Origin of the sequence: Dysgonomonas sp. UBA7710 (assembly GCF_002482385.1) — a bacterium.
In the GTDB taxonomy this organism is placed as follows: domain Bacteria; phylum Bacteroidota; class Bacteroidia; order Bacteroidales; family Dysgonomonadaceae; genus Dysgonomonas.
This window is the reverse complement of record NZ_DLFW01000002.1, coordinates 125,262-149,484: the sequence shown is the minus strand read 5'-3', so window position 1 is coordinate 149,484 and position 24,223 is coordinate 125,262. Positions and strand designations below refer to the sequence as shown.

General features: G+C 40.0%; 23 protein-coding genes. 10 read left to right on the top strand and 13 right to left on the bottom strand.

Translation table 11 applies throughout. The features are described 5' to 3' along the window. Nucleotides 1–142: 142 nt before the first annotated feature. On the top strand, nt 143–853 hold the full coding sequence (locus B3317_RS00940; RefSeq protein WP_291107532.1) for a tRNA1(Val) (adenine(37)-N6)-methyltransferase: 711 nt from the start codon (nt 143–145) through the stop codon (nt 851–853). Nucleotides 854–877: 24 nt separating this feature from the next. Here B3317_RS00940 and B3317_RS00935 read toward each other — a convergent pair whose 3' ends face one another. The 3 genes from B3317_RS00935 to panC are packed head-to-tail and all read right to left on the bottom strand — an operon-like array spanning nt 878 to nt 3,481. Beyond that, the gene (locus B3317_RS00935) at nt 878–2,203 is read right to left on the bottom strand and encodes an MATE family efflux transporter (RefSeq protein WP_291107530.1); all 1,326 of its coding nucleotides are present in this window, start codon (nt 2,201–2,203) and stop codon (nt 878–880) included. Nucleotides 2,204–2,258: 55 nt separating this feature from the next. Then, nucleotides 2,259–2,612 (bottom strand): aspartate 1-decarboxylase, encoded by a 354-nt coding sequence (panD, locus tag B3317_RS00930; protein WP_291107527.1) that lies wholly within the window; start codon nt 2,610–2,612, stop codon nt 2,259–2,261. Between the two features lie 11 nt (nt 2,613–2,623). Beyond that, the gene (panC, locus tag B3317_RS00925; RefSeq protein ID WP_291107523.1) at nt 2,624–3,481 is read right to left on the bottom strand and encodes a pantoate--beta-alanine ligase; all 858 of its coding nucleotides are present in this window, start codon (nt 3,479–3,481) and stop codon (nt 2,624–2,626) included. 225 nt (nt 3,482–3,706) lie between these two features. Here panC and B3317_RS00920 point away from each other — a divergent pair, with 225 nt between their 5' ends. The 5 genes from B3317_RS00920 (at nt 3,707) to B3317_RS00900 (ending at nt 9,872) form a co-directional block, all read left to right on the top strand. After that, the gene (locus B3317_RS00920; protein WP_291107520.1) at nt 3,707–4,513 is read left to right on the top strand and encodes a glycogen/starch synthase; all 807 of its coding nucleotides are present in this window, start codon (nt 3,707–3,709) and stop codon (nt 4,511–4,513) included. Nucleotides 4,514–4,610: 97 nt separating this feature from the next. Further along, nucleotides 4,611–6,032, top strand: a complete 1,422-nt coding sequence (locus tag B3317_RS00915; protein ID WP_291107517.1) for a DUF4270 domain-containing protein — start codon at nt 4,611–4,613, stop codon at nt 6,030–6,032. A gap of 29 nt (nt 6,033–6,061) precedes the next feature. Next, nucleotides 6,062–6,442: a hypothetical protein gene (locus B3317_RS00910; protein ID WP_291107514.1), complete on the top strand. Its 381-nt coding sequence runs from the start codon at nt 6,062–6,064 to the stop codon at nt 6,440–6,442. Nucleotides 6,443–6,755: 313 nt separating this feature from the next. Next, nucleotides 6,756–9,044, top strand: a complete 2,289-nt coding sequence (locus B3317_RS00905; RefSeq protein WP_291107512.1) for a TonB-dependent receptor — start codon at nt 6,756–6,758, stop codon at nt 9,042–9,044. Between the two features lie 180 nt (nt 9,045–9,224). After that, entirely contained in the window at nt 9,225–9,872 is a 648-nt protein-coding gene (locus tag B3317_RS00900) for a LysE family translocator (protein ID WP_291107509.1), read from the top strand. Here B3317_RS00900 and B3317_RS00895 read toward each other — a convergent pair. Further along, the gene (locus B3317_RS00895) at nt 9,869–11,254 is read right to left on the bottom strand and encodes a DUF3329 domain-containing protein (RefSeq protein ID WP_291107506.1); all 1,386 of its coding nucleotides are present in this window, start codon (nt 11,252–11,254) and stop codon (nt 9,869–9,871) included. The two genes, B3317_RS00900 and B3317_RS00895, sit on opposite strands and share 4 nt — an antisense overlap. Nucleotides 11,255–11,951: 697 nt before the next feature. Here B3317_RS00895 and B3317_RS00890 point away from each other — a divergent pair. Then, nucleotides 11,952–12,932 carry a Gfo/Idh/MocA family protein gene (locus B3317_RS00890; protein WP_291107503.1) on the top strand — a complete coding sequence of 327 codons (981 nt, stop codon included), beginning with the start codon at nt 11,952–11,954 and terminating at the stop codon, nt 12,930–12,932. An 11-nt stretch (nt 12,933–12,943) separates the two neighbouring features. Here the strand turns inward: B3317_RS00890 and B3317_RS00885 are convergent, their stop codons facing one another. The 9 genes from B3317_RS00885 to B3317_RS00845 form a co-directional block, all read right to left on the bottom strand. Further along, the gene (locus tag B3317_RS00885) at nt 12,944–14,125 is read right to left on the bottom strand and encodes an MFS transporter (RefSeq protein ID WP_291107500.1); all 1,182 of its coding nucleotides are present in this window, start codon (nt 14,123–14,125) and stop codon (nt 12,944–12,946) included. Between the two features lie 12 nt (nt 14,126–14,137). Next, nucleotides 14,138–16,015, bottom strand: a complete 1,878-nt coding sequence (locus tag B3317_RS00880; protein ID WP_291107497.1) for an ABC-F family ATP-binding cassette domain-containing protein — start codon at nt 16,013–16,015, stop codon at nt 14,138–14,140. A gap of 173 nt (nt 16,016–16,188) precedes the next feature. After that, the gene (locus B3317_RS00875; RefSeq protein ID WP_291107494.1) at nt 16,189–16,881 is read right to left on the bottom strand and encodes an LrgB family protein; all 693 of its coding nucleotides are present in this window, start codon (nt 16,879–16,881) and stop codon (nt 16,189–16,191) included. Next, nucleotides 16,878–17,225 (bottom strand): CidA/LrgA family protein, encoded by a 348-nt coding sequence (locus B3317_RS00870; protein WP_291107491.1) that lies wholly within the window; start codon nt 17,223–17,225, stop codon nt 16,878–16,880. The genes B3317_RS00875 and B3317_RS00870 overlap by 4 nt, the downstream gene beginning before the upstream one ends. An 87-nt stretch (nt 17,226–17,312) precedes the next feature. After that, nucleotides 17,313–18,131 (bottom strand): UDP-2,3-diacylglucosamine diphosphatase, encoded by an 819-nt coding sequence (locus B3317_RS00865; RefSeq protein WP_291107489.1) that lies wholly within the window; start codon nt 18,129–18,131, stop codon nt 17,313–17,315. A gap of 10 nt (nt 18,132–18,141) precedes the next feature. Beyond that, nucleotides 18,142–18,456 carry a metal-sulfur cluster assembly factor gene (locus B3317_RS00860; protein ID WP_291107487.1) on the bottom strand — a complete coding sequence of 105 codons (315 nt, stop codon included), beginning with the start codon at nt 18,454–18,456 and terminating at the stop codon, nt 18,142–18,144. Between the two features lie 316 nt (nt 18,457–18,772). Further along, complete coding sequence (gene radC / locus B3317_RS00855; RefSeq protein ID WP_291107484.1) at nt 18,773–19,471, bottom strand: RadC family protein; 699 nt, start codon at nt 19,469–19,471, stop codon at nt 18,773–18,775. A 424-nt stretch (nt 19,472–19,895) separates the two neighbouring features. Then, nucleotides 19,896–20,462 (bottom strand): elongation factor P, encoded by a 567-nt coding sequence (efp, locus tag B3317_RS00850; RefSeq protein ID WP_291107481.1) that lies wholly within the window; start codon nt 20,460–20,462, stop codon nt 19,896–19,898. A gap of 136 nt (nt 20,463–20,598) precedes the next feature. Further along, the gene (locus tag B3317_RS00845) at nt 20,599–22,740 is read right to left on the bottom strand and encodes a M3 family metallopeptidase (RefSeq protein ID WP_291107478.1); all 2,142 of its coding nucleotides are present in this window, start codon (nt 22,738–22,740) and stop codon (nt 20,599–20,601) included. 157 nt (nt 22,741–22,897) lie between these two features. On the opposite strand from B3317_RS00845, the gene B3317_RS00840 reads away from it, so the two are divergent. Genes B3317_RS00840 through B3317_RS00830 form a run of 3 tightly spaced genes read left to right on the top strand, consistent with a single transcriptional unit; the run spans nt 22,898 to nt 24,187 of the window. Beyond that, nucleotides 22,898–23,299, top strand: a complete 402-nt coding sequence (locus B3317_RS00840; RefSeq protein ID WP_291107475.1) for a hypothetical protein — start codon at nt 22,898–22,900, stop codon at nt 23,297–23,299. Nucleotides 23,300–23,329: 30 nt separating this feature from the next. Continuing rightward, entirely contained in the window at nt 23,330–23,725 is a 396-nt protein-coding gene (locus B3317_RS00835) for a DUF805 domain-containing protein (RefSeq protein WP_291107472.1), read from the top strand. A 15-nt stretch (nt 23,726–23,740) separates the two neighbouring features. After that, a complete protein-coding gene (locus tag B3317_RS00830; RefSeq protein ID WP_291107469.1) occupies nt 23,741–24,187 on the top strand; it encodes a YhcH/YjgK/YiaL family protein in 447 nt (148 codons plus the stop codon). Nucleotides 24,188–24,223 lie beyond the last annotated feature (36 nt).

The window sequence follows — 24,223 nt, the reverse complement described above, 5'->3', positions numbered from 1 at the left end:
AATTGGATTTACCCCCTCCTCTGCAAGGGGCTGTAAAAATACAGAATTATAATTAACTTTGTTTTAATATATAACAAAATTTGTGCCATAATGGATTTCAACATTTGGCTTTGCAGTATTTCAAGATAAAAGCAGACAAAACATGCCAAATCCCTATTTCAAGTTTAAACGATTCACTGTATACCACGACTTATGTGCCATGAAAGTAGGTACGGACGGGGTATTGCTTGGTGCATGGATAAATATTACAGAGGCAGAGAAAGCTCTCGACATAGGCACAGGAACAGGCCTGATAGCCTTAATGCTTGCTCAAAGGAAAGACAGCCTTCGCATAGATGCTATCGATATCGACCACAATGCAATAGAGCAGACAAAAGAAAATATAAAACATTCACCCTTCTCCGGTCAAATACAGGCTTTCGAATCTTCTTTACAGCATTTCAGGGAGTCCGGACAACAATATGACCTAATCGTTTCTAATCCACCATTCTTTATTCAATCATTAAAATCACCACATAAAGAACGGACATTAGCCCGCCATACCGACAGCTTATCTCTGGAAGAATTACTAGGGATTTCCTCTGTCTTATTAACAAGCAAAGGAAAGCTGTCTATTATATATCCCTTTGATTATAAAGGAACTCTATCCTCTTTATCTAAAAAGCTCGGGCTGTATCCGTCGCGCATCACGAACGTATATCCTACTCCGGTATCCTTACCTAAACGGGTCCTGATCGAATTTTCAAAAACAGAACTCCCGTTAATCGAAACCAACTTGATTATTGAAAAAGAAAGGCATGTATATTCTGATGAATTTATAAGACTGGTTAAGAATTTTTATCTGAAGATGTAACCTATAATAAGCAGGTTATATCTCTTACACAATCTTATGCTGCCATTTGGCATATTTCAGATACAAGAATGAGAACAACAGCAAGCCTCCCCAATATACGTATTCCACCGTCCAGCACACCGCTACTGATGCCGATTTATATATCACTATCCAATACATATAAAGGACATATGACACCAATGTTATTATTTCGAGTTGCAAAGCGGCACGTGTATTCCCCGTACCCGAAATTGAATTAAATATCACAGTACTCAAACTACAAATAGGCAAAGCAAATACTACAACCAGCAAAGGTGTAACCGACTCGGGTATCAATGATATATCTTCGTGCGAGGCTATTAATGATATCCAGAATTCAGCACCAAGGCCAGTCACCAACATTACAATAAGAATAACTCCGAGACTAAGCGAGCAAATTCTTTTGATAAGAGGTATTACATCTTTTATCTTGCCTGCACCCATCGTATTACCAACAAGCGTATTCGCCGTCGTTGCAAAAGCATTCATCGGGATAAAGAAAAGCATATAGAAACTACGGACAATATTTGTGACAGCCAATGCCCGTGAAGAATGCTGCTCCATCGCCATAAAGAATATGAACCATGTAGACATGGAAATTAAATACTGAACCATCGTAAAAGATGAAATATTCAGGATACTCTTTACAATAGAGAATCTGAATCGCATTTTCATAAACCCGTATTTCTTGAGGTCTACTGTCTTCAATGTATATATTACAAAGAAGAGCACCGATGCTATTTCAGATATCACGGCAGCAATACCGGCCCCTTCTATTCCAAGTTCGGGGAAACCAAATTTACCGAATATAAGAACGTAGTCTCCTATAAAGTTGACCACAGCCATTACTACCGCATTCATTGTCAGCACAGGCGTACGGGCTATACCGACATAGAAAGCCCGGAACATAACATTTATGGAAGCAAAGAAAAAGCCATATATACGCCACGAGAGGTAAGAATGCACAGCCTCATAAACCTTTTCCGATTCCATGAAACGGGGAAGGACATATTCGCTCAGGAGGGAAGACCCAACAAAGAGTATTAAAGCTATAAGTTCCAGAAAAATCATACCCTGAATGACAATACTCCCAATCTTGTTATAATTCTTCTCTCCATTACGGCGACTTATCATGATCTGGCCTCCGATACTGAATCCGAAGCAAAGCGTAAAAAAGGCGATATAGTAGATACCGGCCAATCCGGACGCACTTTGCTCAACCTCTCCTACTCTTCCAAGAAAAATAGTAGCTGTAATCTGAACAATATTCTGAGCAAGCAAGCCTAACATAATAGGCAAACTTACTTTCCATATATCTTTGTATGAATACATAATCCGGGCCGATAGCTATTAGCACATAGCTATTAGCATCTTTAAAATGTCAGTTTTATTTAATTAGTTTGTTTGTTTTTGTATCGGGAAATGCAACCCATGGCTTGAAAGTCTTAGCTTCCTCAAAATCCATGTATGCATATGACATGATGATAACAATATCTCCGGGCTGAACCTTTCGGGCAGCTGCGCCATTCAGACAGATAGCCCCCGAGCCTCGCTTTCCCTTTATAATATAAGTCTCAAGACGCTCACCGTTATTATTATTTACAATCTGAACTTTCTCACCTTCAATCAGGTTTACAGCATCCATCAGATCTTCATCTATCGTGATACTTCCTATATAATTCAAGTTGGCTTCGGTTACAGTAACACGATGTAACTTCGATTTTACAACCTCTATAATCATTTTTCGTTCCCTTAATTTTGGCTATCCGCCTTATATATAATATTATCTATCAATCGCACTTCGCCACAAAATATAGCAATGCAACCCACTATATAATCACTATCCTTCCAATCTGCTACCGACTGTAAAGTATAGCCATCCACAATTTCGTAATATTCAACTTTCAGTTCGGTAAAAGAGTCCAGTGTAGTTGTTACCGCCTTTATCACCTCCTCTACAGAACTAGTTTTCATCCACTCCTTACTTTCCGCCAGAACCTTGGATATATTCACTGCAACCTCTTTCTGAGTAGCAGTCAATCGTTCGTTACGGCTGCTTAGAGCAAGTCCGCTGACTTCCCTAACAATAGGCATCGGGACGATATTTATATCCAACTTCAGCTGTTTCACCATCTCACGTATGATAGCCAGTTGCTGAAAATCTTTTTCCCCGAAATATGCCCTGTCCGGCTTCACTATATCGAACAGGCGGCTTACCACCTGGGCAACTCCGTTAAAATGGCCCGGACGATGCTCGCCCTCCATCACTTTATCAAGTTGTCCGAAATCGAATTGACGGGTATCCGGCTCCGGATAAACCTCATCTACAGAGGGAGCAAAAATTACACCAACCCCCACCGATTTCAGATATTCACAGTCCCGTTCCAGATTTCTCGGATATTTTTTAAGATCTTCCTTATTATTAAACTGGGTAGGGTTTACAAAGATGCTCACAATGCAAACATCGTTGTCGGCAATACATTTTTTCACAAGGGAGAGATGCCCCTCGTGCAAAGCCCCCATAGTGGGAACCAAACCAATCGTTTTACCTTCCGAACGCAAGGCTGTAACTTTGTTACGCACACCCTGAGTTGTTTTAATCAAATCCATTTATTTACATCAATAAAAACGGATACAAAGCAAGTAAATATTTATGGATTGGCGAAACAATCCTGTATTTTTGTTCTGTAATTTAACGTATAAAACAGATCAAAACACAACTCATCCCCCGTAAAAAGAGAGAATTCAATATTTTGTGAAGCAAAGTTTGCAAAAAAGAAGATTTTTTTTTATTATCTTTGTACTCTCAATCGAATTCAGAAGAGAGTAAATTAAATGGGTACAAAAAAAGTTTTATACATCACACAGGAGATAACGCCTTATCTTCCTGATTCACCAATTGCGACAAATTGTAGATACTTACCTCAAGCTATACAAGAAAAAGGACAGGAAATCAGGACATTTATGCCTAAATTCGGAAATATAAATGAAAGACGGAATCAGCTTCATGAAGTAATACGGCTTTCGGGCATGAATCTTATCATCGATGATACCGATCATCCCCTAATCATCAAGGTGGCGTCTATACAGGCTGCCCGGATGCAAATCTATTTCATAGATAACGACGACTATTTTAAGCGTAAGCATACAATAGCCGACGATAAGGATGTAGAATTCAGCGATAATGATGAACGCAGCATTTTCTATGTAAGAGGCGTGCTGGAAACAATAAAAAAACTGCGTTGGATACCTGATGTAATAGATTGTCACGGATGGATGACAGCACTGACAGGGCTATACATAAAAACAGCCTACGCAGACGATCCTTGCTTCAAGAACTCGAAAATTGTATATTCTTTATACAATGATGACTTTAAACAACCATTCAGCAATAAATTCATTGACAAGCTAAAATTTGACGGAATAAAAGATAAAGACGTGGAAGCATTAAAAGGTGTTGTAGATTACGAAACACTTTCTAACTTTGCCGTAAAATATGCAGATGGTGTTATACAAAGTGAAGAAAATGTGAACAATAACGTACTCGATAACATAAATAAATCAGAAAAAAAATTCCTGCCTTATCCGGGCAATTTAGACGTTTCTGTAGATGCCATCAATAATTTTTACGAGAATCTTTAAAGTATCTAAAATAAATATAGAAAAATGCTGTTTTATTTCTTGAGAACAGCATTTTTTTGGATATTTGAACCCCAAATTGAATTTAACAATAGTTTGAATGAAAATTAAAACATTATTGATTCTGGCGATCACTCTTTCCACGATAACATTTGTGGCTTGTGATGACGACCTGACCTCTCTCGGTAGCAGTATACAACCAGGCGGTGACGATATATTCGTAGGATCCGACACCCTTAACCTCACTGCCGTAACCCGTTCGTTTAACGATTCAGTATATGCGCGCACTGTGTACGGCTTACTTGGAGAATATACCGATCCTGTATTCGGAAAGATAAAATCCGATTACTTATGTGAGTTCTACTGTGCAGAAAATTCAGCATTTGCGGATCCGAATAAAATGGGCATAACCATTGATTCAGTCAGGTTGAACACAGAGTTCACATATTTTACAGGAGACACTGTATCGCCTATGGGATTATCAGTATACGAAGTAACAAAATCGCTGAAAGCATTCTTCTTCACAAGCATAGATCCTGAGAATTACTGCGACATGCAAAAATTACTGGGACAAAGCATTTTCTCTATACAGGATGTACCCGACACTGTCATCAGCAGTACCAGAATCAGAACTATTTCGACTAATCTCAATTTGGAATTAGGTAAGCGTTTTTATGAAAAATGGAAAACGGATAGCACTACTTTCAAAAACTCCAACGCCCTGAAAGAATTCTTCAAAGGCGTATATGTAACTACTAATTTCGGTTCTGGAAGTATTATCAATGTAGACTATACAGAATTTGACATCCATTATACATATCAGATTAAAAACGCGGCAAATACAGCCGACTCTGCCGTAGCCGGTATATTCAGGCTTCCGGTTACACCTGAAGTTATACAGATGAATCATGTGAAAAACTCACCTCCGGCTGATATGAATATCCTAGACAACAAATTGGAAAAGCCTATCAATAACGAATGGCCTACCAAAACATATATGAGTACTCCTGCCGGACTGTATACGGAAGTAACGATTCCATTGGATGCTATCGTGAACGCAGCTGTCGCAGGTGCAGGTAAAGATGCTGTTATCAATGCTGCTAACTTTAAAATACTGGGAAATACAGAAAAGGAAGCAGAATCGGGTCTGAGCAGACCTTCGGATGTTCTGTTTATAAACAAAGACTCATTACCGAATTTCTTCTTTAACAGAAAATTACACGATGCGCAAACCAGCTTTGTAACCACCCGTTCCTCGACCAACAATTCATATGACTTTGGGAATCTGGCGAGTGTCATCAATCACTATGCAAAATATTACAAGGAGAAGGGGGTATCGCCTCTTCCCGACTTGAAATATCTTATTATTCCGGTATCAGCTACATATACGCAAACGACAAACTCGAGCGGATATACTGTCAATGTGATAACGGATCTGTACAATCAGATGTTTCCGACATCGGCCATATTAAGAACAGAGCCGAAGGATATGAAAATGTCTATTATATACAGTAAATACTAATAGTACGAAACAGATAACATAATATAACCGTGTCTGCAAAACAGATAAGAAATACAGCTAAAGCACTGCTCTTATTATATATAGGATACTTTAGCTGTGTTTCTTATTTTATTCATACACACGTCTACAACGGGGTTATATATGTGCATTCCCACCCCTATAATAAGTTTGCAAAAGATGCAGACGACAGCCAGACACCACCTTTCGAAACCCATCATCATACATCGGCGGGCTTCTTTACTTTCAATCAGTTATCAAACCTTGCCTCATTCGAAGCATTAGAGAATAATAATATAGGCGAAATAATTCAGCCTGTACAAATTGTTACATATAAACAACTCTCTCCACAAATAGTTACACCTCCTGTTGTAGCTTACTTCAGTCTCAGGGCACCACCTAGATTATCGTAATTCTTAATAACAATATTTCTTCGATTCAAGAAACATAATTTAGGATTGATACACTTCTGTATTCAATCCCAATCTTGTATAAACATACGGTCGATCTATTCTCGATAAAATTTCGGAAAAGATTAAAATAGAGGTGTAAACAATAACTGTTTACCCCGAATTTATAACCTAAGGCTACAGACCTATTTATTTCAAATGCAATAAGTAGCTAGCTTAAAAAATGTATTATCAACACTATCTTTCACTTATATCGATAATCTGTAGCGGCATTTTTTATTCATGCAGCCGGATTATCGACTCTAAATAATTCAATATGAAAAAGATTATACTCTTATCATTCTATATATTTTATGTTGTTGGGATTATAGCTCAACAGACAAACAGATCATCTCTCAAAGGCCATGTACTGGACGGACAGACAGATGAACATTTACCGGGTGTAACAATCTCAATAGAAGGCACCCAAATAACTACGGTAACAGATGAATCGGGACATTTCTCCATAGAAGATATTCCGGCAGGAACGTACATCGTAGCGACACAGTATATTGGATATTCACCGCTGAAACAAGGAGTCACAATAGAGAAAAACTCTGTCAAAAACATTTCCCTTTATATAGAACCCGAAAATCAATTGCTCGGCGAAATAATGATTACAGCTTCTGCCCGAAGTCTCAACAGGCAAATGTCGCCCATAGTTGTAAACCAGCTGACAACCAAGACATTTGAAGCGACCAATTCCAATTCTCTTTCGCAAGGGTTGAACTATATGCCGGGACTGAGAGTAGAAACAAACTGCCAGAATTGCGGAACACAGGAAGTACGGATTAACGGACTAGAGGGACAATATTCTCAGATGTTAATTGACGGACAACCTGTATTCAGTTCATTATCTACAATGTATGGACTGGAACAATTACCGGCCAACATGATAGAACAGGTCGAAGTTGTGCGTGGGGGAGGCTCTGTGCTATATGGAGCTAATGCAATCGGCGGAGTTATAAATATTATAACAAAAGAACCCGAAAAAAATTCATATCAGGCAAAATATAATATGTCACTCATAGATGGAAAATCGGTGGATAATATCCTCTCCCTCAATTCATCTTTTGTAGACCGCTCTAAGAAGTCGGGTATATCCCTGTTTGCAAATATGCGTAACCGCAACCCCTGGGACGCTAATGGAGACGGTTTTTCGGAGATAGGAAAGAACAGGGCTTCATCTATCGGTTTCCGTTCTTTCTCCAAACCGAACTTACATGATAAGTTTACACTGGAGTATCATTATATTTCCGAATATCGCCGTGGCGGGGACAATATGAGCCGTCCCCCCCATGAAGCACTGATTGCCGAAACAACTGATTACAGGATACATTCGGGTAGCGCCGGATATACTCATTCAAGCGAAGACAACAAAAAGAAGCTTACTATCAACCTGTCAGCCCAAAAGACCGGACGGGATAGCTACTATGGGGGAGGATACGACCCTGATGGATATGGAAATACTTCGGAACTGGCATTGACCGGCACAGTCCGTTATGAAATAAATATGGATAAATTCCTCTTTATGCCGGCTAAGTTCACAGCCGGATTCACTCAGGAATATACAAACCTCCACGACACGATACATAGCCGCAATGTGAAGCAAATAAAAAACATAAGCAGCCTCTACGTTCAGAATGAATGGAGAGACGACAACCTGACTTTCATTGTCGGTCTGCGGGGAGATAAACACAATAAGCTGGACAATATCAATATCATTCCCAGAAGCAGCATCCGTTACCGTATTGGAGAAAATACCAATCTGAGAGCAGCGTATTCGATGGGGTACCGTGCCCCTGAGATCATTGCCTCGGATCTGGATATACCCGTTATAGGAGGTAGTGCAACCATTACCCAACTGGGAGAAAACCTGAAAAGGGAATATTCGAACTCCGTAAACGGAGGTATTGATTTCAGCCTTTACAACGAAAAGATATATTCCTATTTTCTTCTGGAAGGATTTTATACCAAAATAAACAGGGTATTCATTGTCGAAGAAACAGGAACAGATGCTGCCGGAAATACAATAATGACGCGGCGGAACGGTGATGGGGCATATGTATACGGATTGAATCTGGAAAGCACCATACAACCAATAAACTGGCTCGAGTTGCAAGGTGGCTTCACTTGGCAGAAAAGCCGGTATACAGAACCTGTAAGCTGGTCGGGAGAAGACTATGTAGCACCCGTAAAAAGAATGCTGCGTTCGCCGGATACATACGGATTCCTTTCTGCAACAGCGACTCCGAAGAAGAGTTATGCCATATCCCTGTCAGGAGTATATACAGGCTCTATGCTCACACCCCACTTTGCCGGAGCAGAGGGTGTAACAAGGGATGAAACGGTAAAGACAAAGAGTTTCTTTGATACAACAATCAAATTATCTTACTTCTTCAATATCAACTCAACAAATAAAATCGAGATCAACGGAGGGATACAGAACATGTTTAACCAGATACAGAAAGATTATGACAGAGGACCAAACAGGGACTCGGAATATATCTACGGGCCGTCACTGCCCCGCACATTCTTTATCGGACTGAAAATTAGCTCCATATAATTAACATAGACAAGCCGTTAGATTAAAAATGCTTAACGGCTTGCCTGCTTTTAGTCATTTATGTGATATTTTCTAAGATTTTGATACTATCTTTGTGCCATAGCGTAGTCAGATCGGCGGGAAATATAGCTTTCGTACATTACTTTACAAGGGCGAAACGACTGACATAAAAGGTAGTTAATGGTATATATCATTATAAAAGGTTTGTTTATCGGATTCTTATCTTCAGCTCCTATGGGGCCTGTGGGTATGCTTTGTATACAGCGCACCCTGAATGAAGGCAGGAAAAACGGTTTAATAACGGGTTTAGGTGCTGTAGTCGGCGATATGCTGATAGCATTGTTAGCCATCATTGCCGCTTTGGGATTGGGTTTCAGTACGGAATTTATCCAACAGCACGAAGGCCCTCTCAAAGTCGTAGGCAGTATTATCCTCATTGTTTTCGGATATATCGTATTTAACAAAAACCCATCGAAAAGTCTCACGAAACTAAAAGAGAAATCGGTTTCTACCTGGACAGTGTTCATTTCTTCTCTTATCCTTACCGTTTCCAACATTGCCACCTTATTCCTTTATATAGCACTCTTTGCCCGGTTTAATGTTATTGATGCCGATAAACCTTTCGGTTATGACCTCATAACGATTCTGTTTATTGGAATAGGAGCATTTCTGTGGTGGCTGCTGGTCACTTACTTCGTAAATAAACTCCGCAGCCGCTTCAATCCGAGAGGATTACAGATATTTAACCGAATAATAGGACTGTTACTCATCGGATTAGGTGTTGCCGGTATCATTACCGGAACCCTGATAGGTATAGATTTTTTCTAATCACGCCCTTTCAGGAAGATTTTTATTCCATAGTGGCGTGTCATTAATTCTTCCGAAAATGGATCTTCGCCGTGAATATATGTACTTCCTTCATATCTTTCAAATTCACAAGAAGTAACGCCTTTCCGTTTGGCCTCTTCTATTTTAATTTCCCTTTCTTCCGTTATATTCCTGAAGGCATTAATATCTTTAGCCGCCAGATAGAACGTGAAAATAAAGCTGACGAATCCTATTGTTATGACCGACAAACGTAACTGACGCAGGAATTTCTGACTGAAATCGAGATTACAATATAAAATCCCCGCCCCGACAATAAGAAAAGTGACAACACCGAACAACGCCCTGCGGGGAAAAGTAGGCGAAAATAACATAGCATATACCGCAGCTATAGCAGCTATGGAATAGATAATACTCAGTTTCAATTTATCGTTTCTCTCTCCTCCGGGAAAACGATAGTATAATATATATATCAGCAGACAACTCAAGATTAATGTACCTGAATAAAAGAAAAATGTAAGTGTACTGTTGAATAGCCTGTAGGCAATGACAGAGAAGCCAAAAGCAGACTCTCCTGCCCTCTCGAAATTACCGGGAGCCAGAATCAAAACCACGTAACCTATAATGCCACCCAGCAATCCCCAAACAGCCCATACGGGTATTTTCCATTTACGCGACCTGTAATAGATAAAGAAAAAAACTATAATAAGGATCATCGCGCCTGCTGTATTCTCATTGGTCCATCCGGCGATAATACCGAAAAGAAAAAGCCCTGTCGATGCCAGTATCTTCCCTGCAACGTTTAATTCGCCCCCTTTATAAAAACGGTATGGAAGCAGAAATAAAAGAATAATGAACGTACACCATAGATAATTAGCCGAACCCGTAAGCCATAGCACTGTATCACCAAATACAGGTTGCATAAACCAGATGGCTAAGTTGATGAATATGAACAGGGATAAACTTCCCTTACCTCGTCCTGTAACATGAAAATAGATAAGAAGAGCATAGCCCAGATACACCAATGTGTTCAATACATCGGCAAAATAAGCAGGCAATAATAACAGTGCCTGTGCTATAAAATGCGCTACGCTGCGTCCTCCCCACTGATAATAGTGATTAATCTGGGACTGGACAATATCTCCTACAGACGCGACACGTATGTTTTCTCCATAGATAAACAGATAGGCAAAATCATCGGATATAAGCGGGGTAAGTATATTCAGAAAGAGTAAAGCAGAAAGGCAGAAAAGAACTGTCAGAGTCCACAGGAATGACTTTTTCAGCTTGCTATCGCTTATCCTGTCAATCACATGCTCTGCCTTAATATATATACCTTTTAGTGAGGTAAGAGTACGTTCAAATGTATTTGATTGTATATTCATCTGTTACACGTTATATCTATGCAAAAGTAGTATAAAAAACAAAAGCTGCAAGCTTTGCGGCTTGAGCCATTAGCACATTGTCACATCAGGGCATTGTTAAAACTGCTAATTTGTTTATTGATTTACTTTTCGGGACAAACGCACCAAATTTAATCTTTTTGAAGAAGTTTATCTATGTATATAGCTGATAACTTTTAGCTGTTGGCTGATCGTTCTTTGAAAAAATGTAGTAAGTGAAAAGTGAAAAACGAATTGAAAATCGGCGGAGCCAAAAGTGAAGTGCCAAAAGTAGAAAATGATAAAGACTGTTACCTTTGTTACCTTTTGAAGAAAGGTACAAGTAGACAAGATACGAGATACGAGTTGTTGACTGATGACTGTTAACTGTTGACTGAAATAGGTGTTACTTTTGTTACCTTTTTTTGAGATACGAGTAGACAGGACACGAGATACGAGTTGTTTACTGCTAACTGTTGACTGTTAACTGTAAATAGTGTTACCTTTGTTACTTTTTAACTATATACAGTTAAAAAACACAAATATAGCAGATGCCAATTTTCGCATGTTTGCCTTGGTCACTTTCAGATAAAGAAGAATATATCCGGAATATTTCTTAAATTAGTACTCTATACGTTCAATGAAAAACGAAAAGCAGAGTTAGAGCCTCTGCTGCATAGGATACTAAAACCAAATAATTATGGATAAAATAAAATGGGGTATAATTGGTGCGGGTGACGTCTGTGAAAAGAAAAGCGGCCCTGCCTTTTACAAAACAGAACATTCTGAACTCGCTGCCGTAATGCGCCGGGATGAAAACAAAGTAAAAGATTTTGCCGCCCGTCATGGCGTGAGTAAATATTATACAGATGCAGAGCAATTAATAAATGACGCCGATGTAAATATGATATATGTAGCCACCCCGCCCGCATCACATAAGGAATACGCCATCAAAGCCCTGAAGGCGGGAAAACCTGTATATGTGGAAAAACCGATGGCTATGAGCTATGCCGAATGTATGGAAATAGTGGATGCTGCTAAAAATGCGAACCAGAAACTATTCGTAGCTTTTTACCGTCGTGCCCTACCCTATTTCCTGAAAGTAAAAGAATTGATAGACAATAACAGAATCGGAAAAATTCTGACTGCCGAGGTAAAGTATTTCCGCCCGGCCAGTGAATCCGATATGGATATCCGGAATCAAACATGGCGTGTGAACAGGGAGATTGCAGGAGACGGCTATTTCTTCGACCTGGCTCCGCATACGCTCGATATACTCGATTTCCTGCTCGGTGAGATAGAAGAAGCTAAAGGATATACACAGACTCTCGGAGGTTATTATTCCGTTTCGGACACTATATCTGCGATCATGCAGTTCAAATCAGGAGTAACAGGTACAGGGCAGTGGTGTTTCGTTTCATCCGAACAGGCGCGGCAGGATACAATCATAATCAACGGAACTGAGGGATATATCCGCTTCAATACATTCGACTTCCGTCCCATTTGCCTGACTACGACAAAAGGAACCGAACTATTCGAAACCGAACATCCCGAACATATCCAGCAGCCGCTTATTCAAACCATTGTCGATGAATTGCGGGGTGCAGGAACTTGTCCGTCTACGGGGATATCAGGCGCAAGGACGTCAAGGGTGATGGATATGATAGCTAAAAAAATATAAAAGGAAGATATTTATCTTAACCGGTTTCTTTCGAACACAACCCTCGAGCATGTCCAGTATATAAGGACACTGAATAAGCAAAGCCCGGAAGCAACGAGATACAAAGTCTCGAATGAAAAGAAGCCTGTAATATATCCGCCTAATAACATGCCTATTGCCAGCCCGAGATCGAAACCGATAAGGTACGTGGAATTGGCTGTTCCCCGCTGACTGTTTTCGGCAAGGTTGATATACAGCGTCTGTAAAGCCGGAAACATCATCCCGAAACCGACACCGATAAACAGCCCCGATATACAGAATGCATAAATATTGTGTATAGTGGCAAAAGCGAAGAATGCAATAGCCACAATGGCCATTGCCGATACATTCACCTCATGTATTTTGCCTCTGTCTACCAGCTTACCCGCGAATACCCGAGATGTGATGATACCACCCGCCCAGAACAGAAAAAAGATACCGGCATTAAATATCCCGATCTGTTTCCCGTATTGCGCTACAAAAGGGCCTATTGTACCCCAGGCAAAACACGGCAGCAACTGATTGAGGAATATAGGCCAGCCTTTCAGTAGGAAAAAACGGTCCAGCGAAAGTTTTTGGGCTTGTTCTACTTTGGGTCTTTCCGGAGCTTTAATCATCGCAGTGGCTACAATGCCGAGAGTTCCCATTACAATGGCGCACCAAAGTAATATCTGAAAGCCCCAATTATTGTATATATGTATGGCTACGAATGGCCCTATGGCCATTGCCACATTCATAAAAGTGCCGTAATAACCTATACCTTCGGCTCGCCGTTCGGTTGGTACTACGTCTATCGCCAGCGTACTGGACGATACGGTGGAAAGCCCCCATGTAATGCCGTGCAGGAAACGCACAAGGATAAACAGCATGACTGTTGTAGCCCAGAAGTAACCGAAAAAGATAAGGACATAGCAGGAAAAGGCTATCAGAAGAACTTTCTTCCGGGAATACAAATCGACTATATAACCGGAGAATGGGCGTACAAACATAAGGGCGATAGCATACGATGCCAGTACAATCCCCGTTTTAGACTGGGCAACCCCCATCTGCTCTGTTATATAAAGAGGGATAGAAGGCATCAGCAAATTGAATGAACAGGCCATCAGAAAGTTTGCAATACAAACATTCAGATAGCTTAACGACCATAGTTTCGGTTTCGCAATTTGAATCTCCATAACACATTAACGTTACAGGAGGTCACTAAGTTCCATCCAACGCATTGTTTTTTCATCTATCTCATCGATTAATTCACTGATACGGCTCGATTTGGATAGCAATTCGTCAGTGGAAAGAGTTCCGCTCGACAATTCGTTTTCAAGTTTCTCTTTCTCCTCTTCCAGTTTCGGAATCAGTAAATCAAGTTCTTCAAATTCTCGCTTCTCCTTGAATGACAGCTTCTTCTTATCATCATTTTTTGGTGATGCGATCTGAGGTTTATCTTCTTTTGGTTTTGCTGCCTGCTCTTTTTCCTTCTCAATGGCTTCCTGTATCTCTTTCCACTCCCTGTATTCGGTATAATTACCCGGGAAGTCTTTTATCTTCGCGTTCCCCTGAAAAGCAAGCAGATGGTCTACCACTTTGTCCATGAAATAACGATCGTGAGAAACCACTATCACGCAACCTTTAAACTGTTGCAGGTATTCTTCCAATATATTGAGCGTAACGATATCCAGATCATTGGTAGGTTCGTCCAATACCAGAAAATTAGGATTGGTTATAAGTACCGTACACAAATACAGGCGGCGTTTCTCTCCTCCCGATAGCTTATAGACAAAATTATGCTGCTTTTCGGGCGGGAACAGAAAATGTTGCAGGAATTGCGATGCTGTCAGACGATTACCATTACCTAAATCGATAACCTCAGCTATATTTTGTATCACATCCAGCACTTTCATTTGTTCATCAAACTTTAGTCCGTCCTGACTGTAATAACCGAATTTCACCGTCTCGCCGATATCGAAGTTTCCTTTATCGGGAGCAACTTCACCCATCAGCATTTTTATGAAAGTGGATTTCCCGGTCCCGTTATTACCGACAATTCCCAGTTTTTCGTAACGGGCAAATACATAATTAAAATCCTCTACAATCTTAATATCACCAAAAGCCTTATATACATGCTGTGCCTCAAATATCTTGTTACCAATATAGGAGCCTTTCATTTGCAACTGTACATTTCCGGCATCACGCACCTGTTGCGCTTTTTTCTCCAGGTCGTAGAAAGCATCGATTCGTGATTTTGCCTTTGTTCCCCGTGCCTGCGGCTGGCGGCGCATCCATTCCAGTTCCTTACGCATAAGATTATTGGCCCGGTCTATCTCCGCATTCTGAGCACTGATCCGTTCATCCCTTTTTTCAAGATAATAGGAATAATTTCCTTTATATTGGTAGAGCTGCTGCTGATCTATCTCTATAATCTCGTTGCAAACCCGGTCGAGGAAATAACGGTCATGCGTAACCATCAACAAGCTAAGGCGCGAACGTTGAAGATATTCCTCCAGCCATTCCACCATATCCAGATCGAGGTGGTTGGTAGGCTCATCCAGTATAATAAGGTCAGGTTCGGTAATCAGCACATTGGCAAGGGCTACCCGCTTAAGTTGTCCTCCTGATAATTCTGAAATTTTCTGTTCGAAATCCGTAATCTTGAGTTGTGCCAGAATCTGCTTTGCCCTATGCTCATAGTCCCATGCCTGCAACACATCCATCTTTTGCAGGATATTATCGAGATTAGAATGGTCCTTTGAATTTATCACTTTCTCGTATTCCGCAATCAGGTCCGTTATCTCATTTCCGGAACTAAAACAAGCCTGTAAAACGGTCAGATTTTCGGGATATACAGGGTCTTGCTCGAGATATGCGACTCGCAAATCACGCCGAAAAACAACCGCACCGTTATCGTACGATTCCTTACCCGTAAGTATATTAAGCAAAGTAGTTTTGCCCGAACCATTTTTTGCTATAAGACCGATGCGTTCACCCTCGGCAATACCGAAGGATATTTCGCGAAACAGAACTAAGTCTCCAAAGCTTTTTGTGAGTCCGTCTACCTGTAAAATAGATGCCATAAGAATAATTTTGTGCAAAGGTAAGCAAAAAGAGAGAGTTTACAGTCCTTAATGTCTATTCTGTAAAAACCAGTTTATATTCTAAAGATATATCTATACAAAGAATATTCAATCAGAATCAATGTATCTATGCCTAAAGTGATATATTGGCGATAAGCATTCAATAGTTCTTTCTAAGAGAATAATCGATGCACAATAGGAATCAGCAAGGCTGTCATAACCCCCATCAATCCGATAGCCAGACCGCTAAGCGCACCTTCTATCACTCCCATTTCCATAGCTTTGGCTGTACCAACGCCATGAGCAGACGCACCCATTGCAAGGCCCTTGGCAACACTGCTTTTTATTCCCAGCACACGTAATATCGGGGGTCCAACGATACTGCCGAAAATACCACAAAACAATACAATAACGGCAGTAAGCGAGACATTACCACCGGATTGTTCGGCTATACTCATAGCAATAGGCGTAGTTACCGACTTTGGTTCAAGACTATGTATCAATACCTGATCTGCACCTGTTAGTTTAGCCAGTATAATAACGCTCATAATACCAACAACACTGCCAATGAAGACAGATGTAAGTATAGATACGACATTCCCTCTCAGGTAAGCAAGTTGCTCATACAATACATATCCCAATGCTACAACCGAAGGTCCCAGCATGAAGCTTACAAATTCGCTTCCCTTCTCAAAGGTCTGATAACTGATGCCCGATATCTTCAGAAAGGCGATGATAATGGCAATGGATATAATTAATGGATGTAACAATCCTATCCTTGTCTTCTTGAACACCCATTGTCCAAAAAGATAACTCCCGAAAACAAGCAGGAGCATGAATTCTGTGGATTCAAATAATGCTCTCATTTTCTCTTCTTCTCCATTTGTTGTTGAATAACCGCAACTACGGCAATAACCAGTACAGTACTTACAGAACATACAATAAGAATCGACATCCAGAATTTACTGATTAGCCCGTAAGAGCCTAATAATCCTGCACCGGCCGGTATAAAGAAGATAGCCATATTGCGGGTAAAGGCATTGGCAACATCTTTTACATAGTCGGGTTTAAGGGCTTTGAAGTAGAGACTGAGGAATAATAAAATCATTCCGATAATATTTCCGGGAACAAGCCCATCTATCAGATAACTAACACCTTGTCCAAGGAAATAGAACAGAAGAATGATAAAGATACCTTTTACCATTTTCATAACGATAACCTCCTAAATTAACTCGGATACAAAGGTAGTATTAAGTTATAAGTTATGAGTATAAGTTATGAGTTTTTTGATAACCGATTAGTTTTCTTCCGACTCTTCAAATATCTCCAGTGAGAAATTCTCTCCATCGAAAACGCCATAAGAGAAGTATTTAATCCAATCACCCAATATTACAACCCGGCTTTGCATCGAGAGCATCAGGTCGAGCATAATATGCCGGTGCCCGAAGATAAAATAATTGACATTGGGGGCAAGTTTCAGATGGTTCTTTGCAAAAAGAACAAGATGCTCCTTATCCTCTCCGAAATAATCAGGCATCTCATCATTCTCTCGATTATGATTAGACCACCATTGAGCAAAACCCACCGTCCACCGCGGATGGATGGCTGCATAGAGTTTACGGCAAAACTTATTATGGAAAAGGGCACGTAAGAGTTTGAATGATGTAGAGTTATCCCCTAGTCCGTCTCCATGTGCCAGAAAGAATTTCTTACCGTGAATATCCCGCACCAGAGGTTGGGTATGGACTATCATTCCACACTCTTTTTGCAAGTAATCGGTTACCCAAATATCATGATTACCGATAAAGAAATGCACCTCAATGCCCATATCTGTCAGTTCTGCAATCTTCCCCAGAAACCGGACAAAACCGCGGGGTACTACATTGCGGTATTCGAACCAGTAATCGAATATATCACCAAGCAGATAGATTGTTTGAGCATCTTCTTTGACCATATCGAGCCACCGGCAAAGCTTTCTCTCCACTTCGTGCTGTGGAAAATAATGGCTGTCGACTTTGACCGAAGGCAGGGTCATTTGCTGATGCTTATCCACATTCTTCTTGTGAAAAGCTGAGCCTAAATGCACATCTGATAAGAAATAGACCTTTTTTCCCACCTTATCCTGTTTATAGAAACCCTAATTCCAGCTTCGCTTCCTCACTCAGCATATCCTTATTCCATTGAGGCTCGAATGTCAGATTAACTATCACATTGTTCACTTCCTTGATAGATTCTACCTTGTACCTCACATCTTCCAATATAAAGTCGGCAGCAGGACAATTAGGCGCAGTCAGCGTCATTGTAATAGTTACATTCTTATCGTCGTCTACCTCCACCTCATAAATAAGGCCAAGATCGTATATATTGACAGGTATTTCGGGATCGTAAACAGTTTTCAACATGTTTACTATTTTTACTTCCAAGTTTAATAATTCGCTCATATCTCTAATTTAAGGTCTCAGACCTATTTATTACTTCCCTATTCGAAACTGCAATAGTTAGCATGACTAACATAACATTGCATTCAATACATTCTTTTACTTATATTTGTTATAAACAATTTTACAGAATCATTAGTTTATAACCATTCTAAGGTCACAGACCTCTTTATTAACTATTCGAGTATAATAACGACTGACTATCATCGCTTTAAATCATATCGCCAAATACTCTCTTTTACTCATTTTGCACTACAAAGGTAATATTAAGTTGCAAGTTATGAGTTATAAGTCATGAGTTTTTTGAATACTCAATACCTCACATCCTTCCCCTATCCATATAACTATAGTAGGAATGATCGCAAACTATAATATGATCGAGGAGCCTGATATCCATTATCTGCCCTGCTTCTTTCAGCCGGCGGGTAATATTATCGTCGTCATCGCTCGGGTTGGAGTTGCCTGAAGGATGATTGTGGCAAAGCACCATAGCCGAAGCCAGTGAATCTATCGCTTCCTTCATTATCATACGGATATCAACTACTGTCCCGGTAACGCCGCCTTTACTGACTTGTATTTTCTTCAACACCTTATTAGCCCTATTCAATAATAACACCCAGACTTCCTCATGCCTTAGGTCGGCCAATATGGGATGGAATATCTCAAAGACCGTATCACTTGATGTTATCTGCGGCTGTATAACAACCTCCGATAATTTCCTTCGTTTACCCAGTTCCATTGCAGCGGCTATGGTTATCGCCTTGGCTTCCCCTATACCGTTGAAGTTCCTGATAAGTTCTTTTATTTCCTGCTTACCCAATATATTCAGATTATTGGACACACTGTGGAGAATGCGTTGTGCCAGTTCGACTGCTGTCTCGTTCTTATTTCCCGAACCAATAAGGATACCCAGCAATTCGGCATCAGATAATGCGCCCACTCCTTTCAGAAGCATCTTTTCCCGAGGCCGGTCTTCCTCCGCCCAATCCTTGATATTCAGTTTGGTTTTGTTTTCCATAGTTTAGAAAGTAAAGTTGGTTTTAGGTTTCATTAACTACATATAGTTAAAAAGTAACAAAAGTAACAGGTTTTTCAGTTAACAGTCATCAGTCAACAACTCGTATCTCGTATCTTGTCTACTTGTACCTTTCTTCAAAAGGTAACAAAGGTAACAGAAATCAATGTGCCGATGTGCCAATGTTTTTAACGAAAAATGAAAAACGAAAAATATTTTCACTTTTCACTCTTCACTTTTAGTTTAAAACATTTACTAATCTGCTGATTTACCAATTTGCTAATTAATTCTTTCAAAGAGCTATCAGCTAAAAGCTAAAAGCTGGAAACTATACATATAGATAAAGTTCCTTTAAAAATTTATACTAAAACATTTCGGGCCCTCTATTTTTAAACAGAGGGCCCGATTTTATTCTTAACCGAAAGACTTAGGCTTTCACCCGTTCCACATACGAACCATCTTTCGTACTGATTTTGATCTTATCCCCTTCGTTGATGAAAAGTGGCACACGTACCTCCGCACCGGTTTCCACAGTTGCGGGTTTCAATGTGTTGGTAGCTGTATCACCTTTCATTCCCGGCTCGGTATATGTAACCTCAAGGATAACATTAGTCGGCATTTCGGCTGTCAGTATCGCTTCTGTTTCTGCATGTACCTGTACCTCTACCTTGTCACCTTCTTTCAGGAATGCCACTCCTTCAATCATATCTCCGGCAATGGAAATCTGCTCGAAAGTCTCGGTATTCATGAAATTATAACCCATATCGTCCTGATAAAGATATTGATAAGGACGTCTTTCGATACGCACTTCGTCGAGTTTCACCCCGGCATTGAATGTCCTTTCCAGAACACGGCCGGTAGTAACGCTACGCATTTTTGTACGGACAAAAGCTGCACCTTTACCCGGTTTTACGTGAAGAAATTCAATAATAACATAGTATTGCCCATCGATGTCGATGCACATACCATTTCTTATATCTGCTGTTGTTGCCATTAATTGTATTTTATGTTTAGATTAAAAAATTTCGAGTTGCAAAGATAATCAAAAACAGTTATGAGTTATGAGTTATAAGTTATGAATTAGGGGTTTTCGCCCAAAAACTCATAACTTATAATCCATAATTTATAACTTATTTTACAAAACCCCTGTTTTTTAACAAGTAAATAGGATTTGGTTCTGCCCCTCTGAAATTTTTGTATAAAGTCATAGGCTCATCTGTTCCGCCTTTCGACAATACATTCTCACGGAACGACTTAGCTGTTGCCTGATCGAAGATATTACCCTTTTCCACAAACGCCTGGAACGCGTCCGAATCCAGCACTTCCGACCATAGGTAACTGTAATATCCTGCAGAATAACCACCACTGAATACATGTTGGAAATATGTACTTCTGTATCGAGGTATAATTTCCGGTATCAGTCCTATTTCAGCCATTGCATCAGCTTCAAATTTGTCTACATCCAGCTTCTCAACACCCTCTGTCTGCTTAGGGTTAAAGTTTGGAGTAGCGGTTATTGTATACCATTTCATATCCAGAATGGCCGCAGCTACAAGTTCTGTAGTTCTGAATCCCTGATTGAAGTATCCTGCATTCTGGATTTTCTGTATCAATTCGTCAGGAATCACCTTACCCGTTTCATAATGTTTTGCATACATTTTCAACACTTCCGGCTCAAAAGCCCAGTGTTCCATCACCTGCGAAGGCAACTCCACAAAATCACGGTACACTGAAGTTCCCGAAAGCCCGTTATATGTACATTTAGACAAAAGCCCGTGCAATCCGTGACCAAATTCATGGAACATAGTTTCTACCTGATCCAGAGTAAGAAGTGCCGGTTTGCCATCTGTCGGTGGATTATAGTTTCCTACATTGTATATCAACGGGTGAACAAATTCTCCCTTGAATATTTCCTGCTTGCGGAAACTGCTCATCCATGCACCCGGACGTTTACCCTGACGCGCAAAGTCATCAAAGTATATCATACCGATAAAAGAACCATCAGCGTCATTTACCTCATATGCTTTTACATCTTGCTGATAAACCGGCACATCCGTTTTTTGCTTGAATGTAATGCCATACAATTTATTCGCAACGGCAAATACTCCTTCACGTACATTATCGGCTTTGAAATATGGTTTCAATGCATCTTCGTCCAAAGCATATTTTTCTTTACGCAGTTTTTCCGCATAATACGCCCAGTCCCAAGACTCGATCTTAATGTCCTTTCCTTCTTTTTTAGCTATTGCCTGCAATTCTGTCGCTTCTTTCTTTGCTTGCGGCAATGCATATTTCCAAATGCCGTTCAGCAGGTTCATCACATTATCCGGAGTCTTAGCCATTGTTTCTTCGAGAACGTAATCGGCATGCGTATTATAACCAAGCACATTAGCCTTTTCCAGACGAAGACTTACTATTTTCTTTATATTCTCTTTATTATCGAACTCGTTATTATTGTCGCCGCGCATATACATGGCTTTGTACAATTTCTCACGCAGTTCGCGGTTGTCGGCATATTGAAGGAATGGCTCCCAGCTGGGCTTGCTCAGACCGAACATCCATTTGCCTTCCATCCCTTTATCTTTAGCCATTTTGGCTGCCGCCGCGATTATATCTTCCGGCAATCCGGCGAGGTCTTCTTTTTTATCTATTACCAGCTGATAATTATCTGTTTCTTTCAACAGGTTCTGATTGAAACTTAAAGCCGTAGAGCTTAATTCTTTATTTATCTCACGCAAACGGTCCTGTTTAGACCCGTCAAGCAATATACCTGAACGAACAAAACCTTTATAGGTTTTATCCAGCAACATTCTCTGTTCAGTGGTCAGATTAGCCGGTGCCGCGTCATATACAGTCTTGATACGGGCAAAAAGCTTTTCGTTAAAATTGATGTTATCATAATGCTCTGTCCGCTTAGGAGTAATTTCCTTCTCAATACTTTGGTAAGTAGAATCGGACATTGTCCCTGTCATTACCGACAACACTGCTCCTACCCTATCCAACATCCTGCCGGATTCATCGAGCGCCACAATCGTATTTTCGAAAGTCGGGGCATCCGAGTTGTTTACGATGGAATCTATTTCGGCATTGTGCCTTTTCATTCCCTCTTCGAACGCAGGCAGGTAATGCTCTGCTTTTATCTTGTCGAAAGGAGGCACACCATTAGGAGTATTAAACTCTGAAAAGAAAGGATTATCCGTATCCTTGGTACTTGTAGTATTACAAGAGTAAACCATAATTAAAAAACTAATAATAAATAGAAACTTCTTCATACAGTAGTATTTATGTGAATGAATTGATTTTTAGCAAAAATAGGTAAAAATTACTGTACGCTAAAACATAGAGATAAATATGAGAGATAAAAATCGGGAATATTAACAGATAATCCGATTAAAATCCTTAAACTTGTAAGAATATTTTTTCAAAACCATGAATAAACTGTTTATGAAACAAGGTTTACTCTATATCATACTACTTGCCGGTATCATTATATCCCCCGGATGCACAGAAAGCGTTGACAGTCAGTTGAAAAAGTTGTCAGAGGAGGCAAATACCAAATGTCCGAAAGTGCTGGATCAGTGGACAAGACTGGACAGTTGTGCCGCTTTCCCGAATCAGACGATAAGGTATTACCATACACTGAGCGAAGTAACCATTACCGATACTACCCTTTTTAAATCGCAGTTACAGCCCCAGATAATAAGTTCGGTGAAAACAAATCCCGACATGAAGTTTTTCAGGGAAAACAATGTCACTATGCAATACGAATACAGGGATCAAACAGGCAAATATCTTTTCTCTGTAATCATAGAGCCAAAAGAGTATAAGTAGTATAAAAACTTTCATAACACTTGGGAAATTATGGATAATCAACGTATGTTTCAAAACCCTTTTTCTATCAAAGGCCGTATACGCAGACTCGAATATGGCCTTAGCTACCTTATTTATCTTGCTTATTATTTCACTATTTCCACCGTTATCGCCTTTTTAGATACATCTGGCATATCAGAAGATGTGTTTTGGATTCTTTTGTTTCCAATGCTTCCTGCCTATTGGTTTCTTATCGCTCAGGGAACCAAAAGATGCCATGACAGAGAGAATAGTGGATGGTACCAAATAATACCTTTTTATGCGTTATGGATGCTTTTTGGAGCCAGTGACTATGGAGAGAACTATTATGGTCCCAATCCAAAAGGGGACGGTAATGAAGATATGGAAAAGATAATCGATGAAATAGGATTACAGGATCAGGAATAACAATAAAAAAATAATATGATACTAGACAGTTTAAAAAATGCAGAGGCGTACTACAAACTCCACCCTTTGTTTAAAAAAGCGTTTGAATACCTGAAATCGGTTGATTTCACCAATACGGAAACAGGCAAAACAGAAATTGAAGGCAAAGATCTTTTCTTAATGGTCAGCGATAGCGATATGAAAACCGAAGAAGATGCCAAAATGGAAGTACATAACAAATATATAGACATACAACTCCCGGTAAGCAAACCCGAAACATACGGATGGAAAGCCCGTGCGGAACTCAAAGATGAACGAGACGCGTTTAATGAAGAAAAAGATATTCAATTCTTCTTCGATAAAGGTACGACTCTCGTTACGGCAGTACCGGGCGATTTCACTGTTTTCTTTCCCGAAGACGGGCATGCTCCTTGTATCGGTGAAGGGAAAATAAGAAAAGTTGTCGTAAAAATAAGATTATAAACAAATTATGAGTTATATATTACGAATAATTTGTAA

What these genes read in the sequence shown, in the direction of transcription:
- B3317_RS00940 (WP_291107532.1), top strand. Translation starts at nt 143, where the DNA reads ATGCCAAATCCCTATTTCAAGTTTAAACGATTCACTGTATACCACGAC.
- B3317_RS00935 (WP_291107530.1), bottom strand. Translation starts at nt 2,203, where the DNA reads ATGTATTCATACAAAGATATATGGAAAGTAAGTTTGCCTATTATGTTA.
- panD (WP_291107527.1), bottom strand. Translation starts at nt 2,612, where the DNA reads ATGATTATAGAGGTTGTAAAATCGAAGTTACATCGTGTTACTGTAACC.
- panC (WP_291107523.1), bottom strand. Translation starts at nt 3,481, where the DNA reads ATGGATTTGATTAAAACAACTCAGGGTGTGCGTAACAAAGTTACAGCC.
- B3317_RS00920 (WP_291107520.1), top strand. Translation starts at nt 3,707, where the DNA reads ATGGGTACAAAAAAAGTTTTATACATCACACAGGAGATAACGCCTTAT.
- B3317_RS00915 (WP_291107517.1), top strand. Translation starts at nt 4,611, where the DNA reads ATGAAAATTAAAACATTATTGATTCTGGCGATCACTCTTTCCACGATA.
- B3317_RS00905 (WP_291107512.1), top strand. Translation starts at nt 6,756, where the DNA reads ATGAAAAAGATTATACTCTTATCATTCTATATATTTTATGTTGTTGGG.
- B3317_RS00900 (WP_291107509.1), top strand. Translation starts at nt 9,225, where the DNA reads ATGGTATATATCATTATAAAAGGTTTGTTTATCGGATTCTTATCTTCA.
- B3317_RS00895 (WP_291107506.1), bottom strand. Translation starts at nt 11,254, where the DNA reads ATGAATATACAATCAAATACATTTGAACGTACTCTTACCTCACTAAAA.
- B3317_RS00890 (WP_291107503.1), top strand. Translation starts at nt 11,952, where the DNA reads ATGGATAAAATAAAATGGGGTATAATTGGTGCGGGTGACGTCTGTGAA.
- B3317_RS00885 (WP_291107500.1), bottom strand. Translation starts at nt 14,125, where the DNA reads ATGGAGATTCAAATTGCGAAACCGAAACTATGGTCGTTAAGCTATCTG.
- B3317_RS00880 (WP_291107497.1), bottom strand. Translation starts at nt 16,015, where the DNA reads ATGGCATCTATTTTACAGGTAGACGGACTCACAAAAAGCTTTGGAGAC.
- B3317_RS00875 (WP_291107494.1), bottom strand. Translation starts at nt 16,881, where the DNA reads ATGAGAGCATTATTTGAATCCACAGAATTCATGCTCCTGCTTGTTTTC.
- B3317_RS00870 (WP_291107491.1), bottom strand. Translation starts at nt 17,225, where the DNA reads ATGAAAATGGTAAAAGGTATCTTTATCATTCTTCTGTTCTATTTCCTT.
- B3317_RS00860 (WP_291107487.1), bottom strand. Translation starts at nt 18,456, where the DNA reads ATGAGCGAATTATTAAACTTGGAAGTAAAAATAGTAAACATGTTGAAA.
- radC (WP_291107484.1), bottom strand. Translation starts at nt 19,471, where the DNA reads ATGGAAAACAAAACCAAACTGAATATCAAGGATTGGGCGGAGGAAGAC.
- efp (WP_291107481.1), bottom strand. Translation starts at nt 20,462, where the DNA reads ATGGCAACAACAGCAGATATAAGAAATGGTATGTGCATCGACATCGAT.
- B3317_RS00845 (WP_291107478.1), bottom strand. Translation starts at nt 22,740, where the DNA reads ATGAAGAAGTTTCTATTTATTATTAGTTTTTTAATTATGGTTTACTCT.
- B3317_RS00840 (WP_291107475.1), top strand. Translation starts at nt 22,898, where the DNA reads ATGAATAAACTGTTTATGAAACAAGGTTTACTCTATATCATACTACTT.
- B3317_RS00835 (WP_291107472.1), top strand. Translation starts at nt 23,330, where the DNA reads ATGGATAATCAACGTATGTTTCAAAACCCTTTTTCTATCAAAGGCCGT.
- B3317_RS00830 (WP_291107469.1), top strand. Translation starts at nt 23,741, where the DNA reads ATGATACTAGACAGTTTAAAAAATGCAGAGGCGTACTACAAACTCCAC.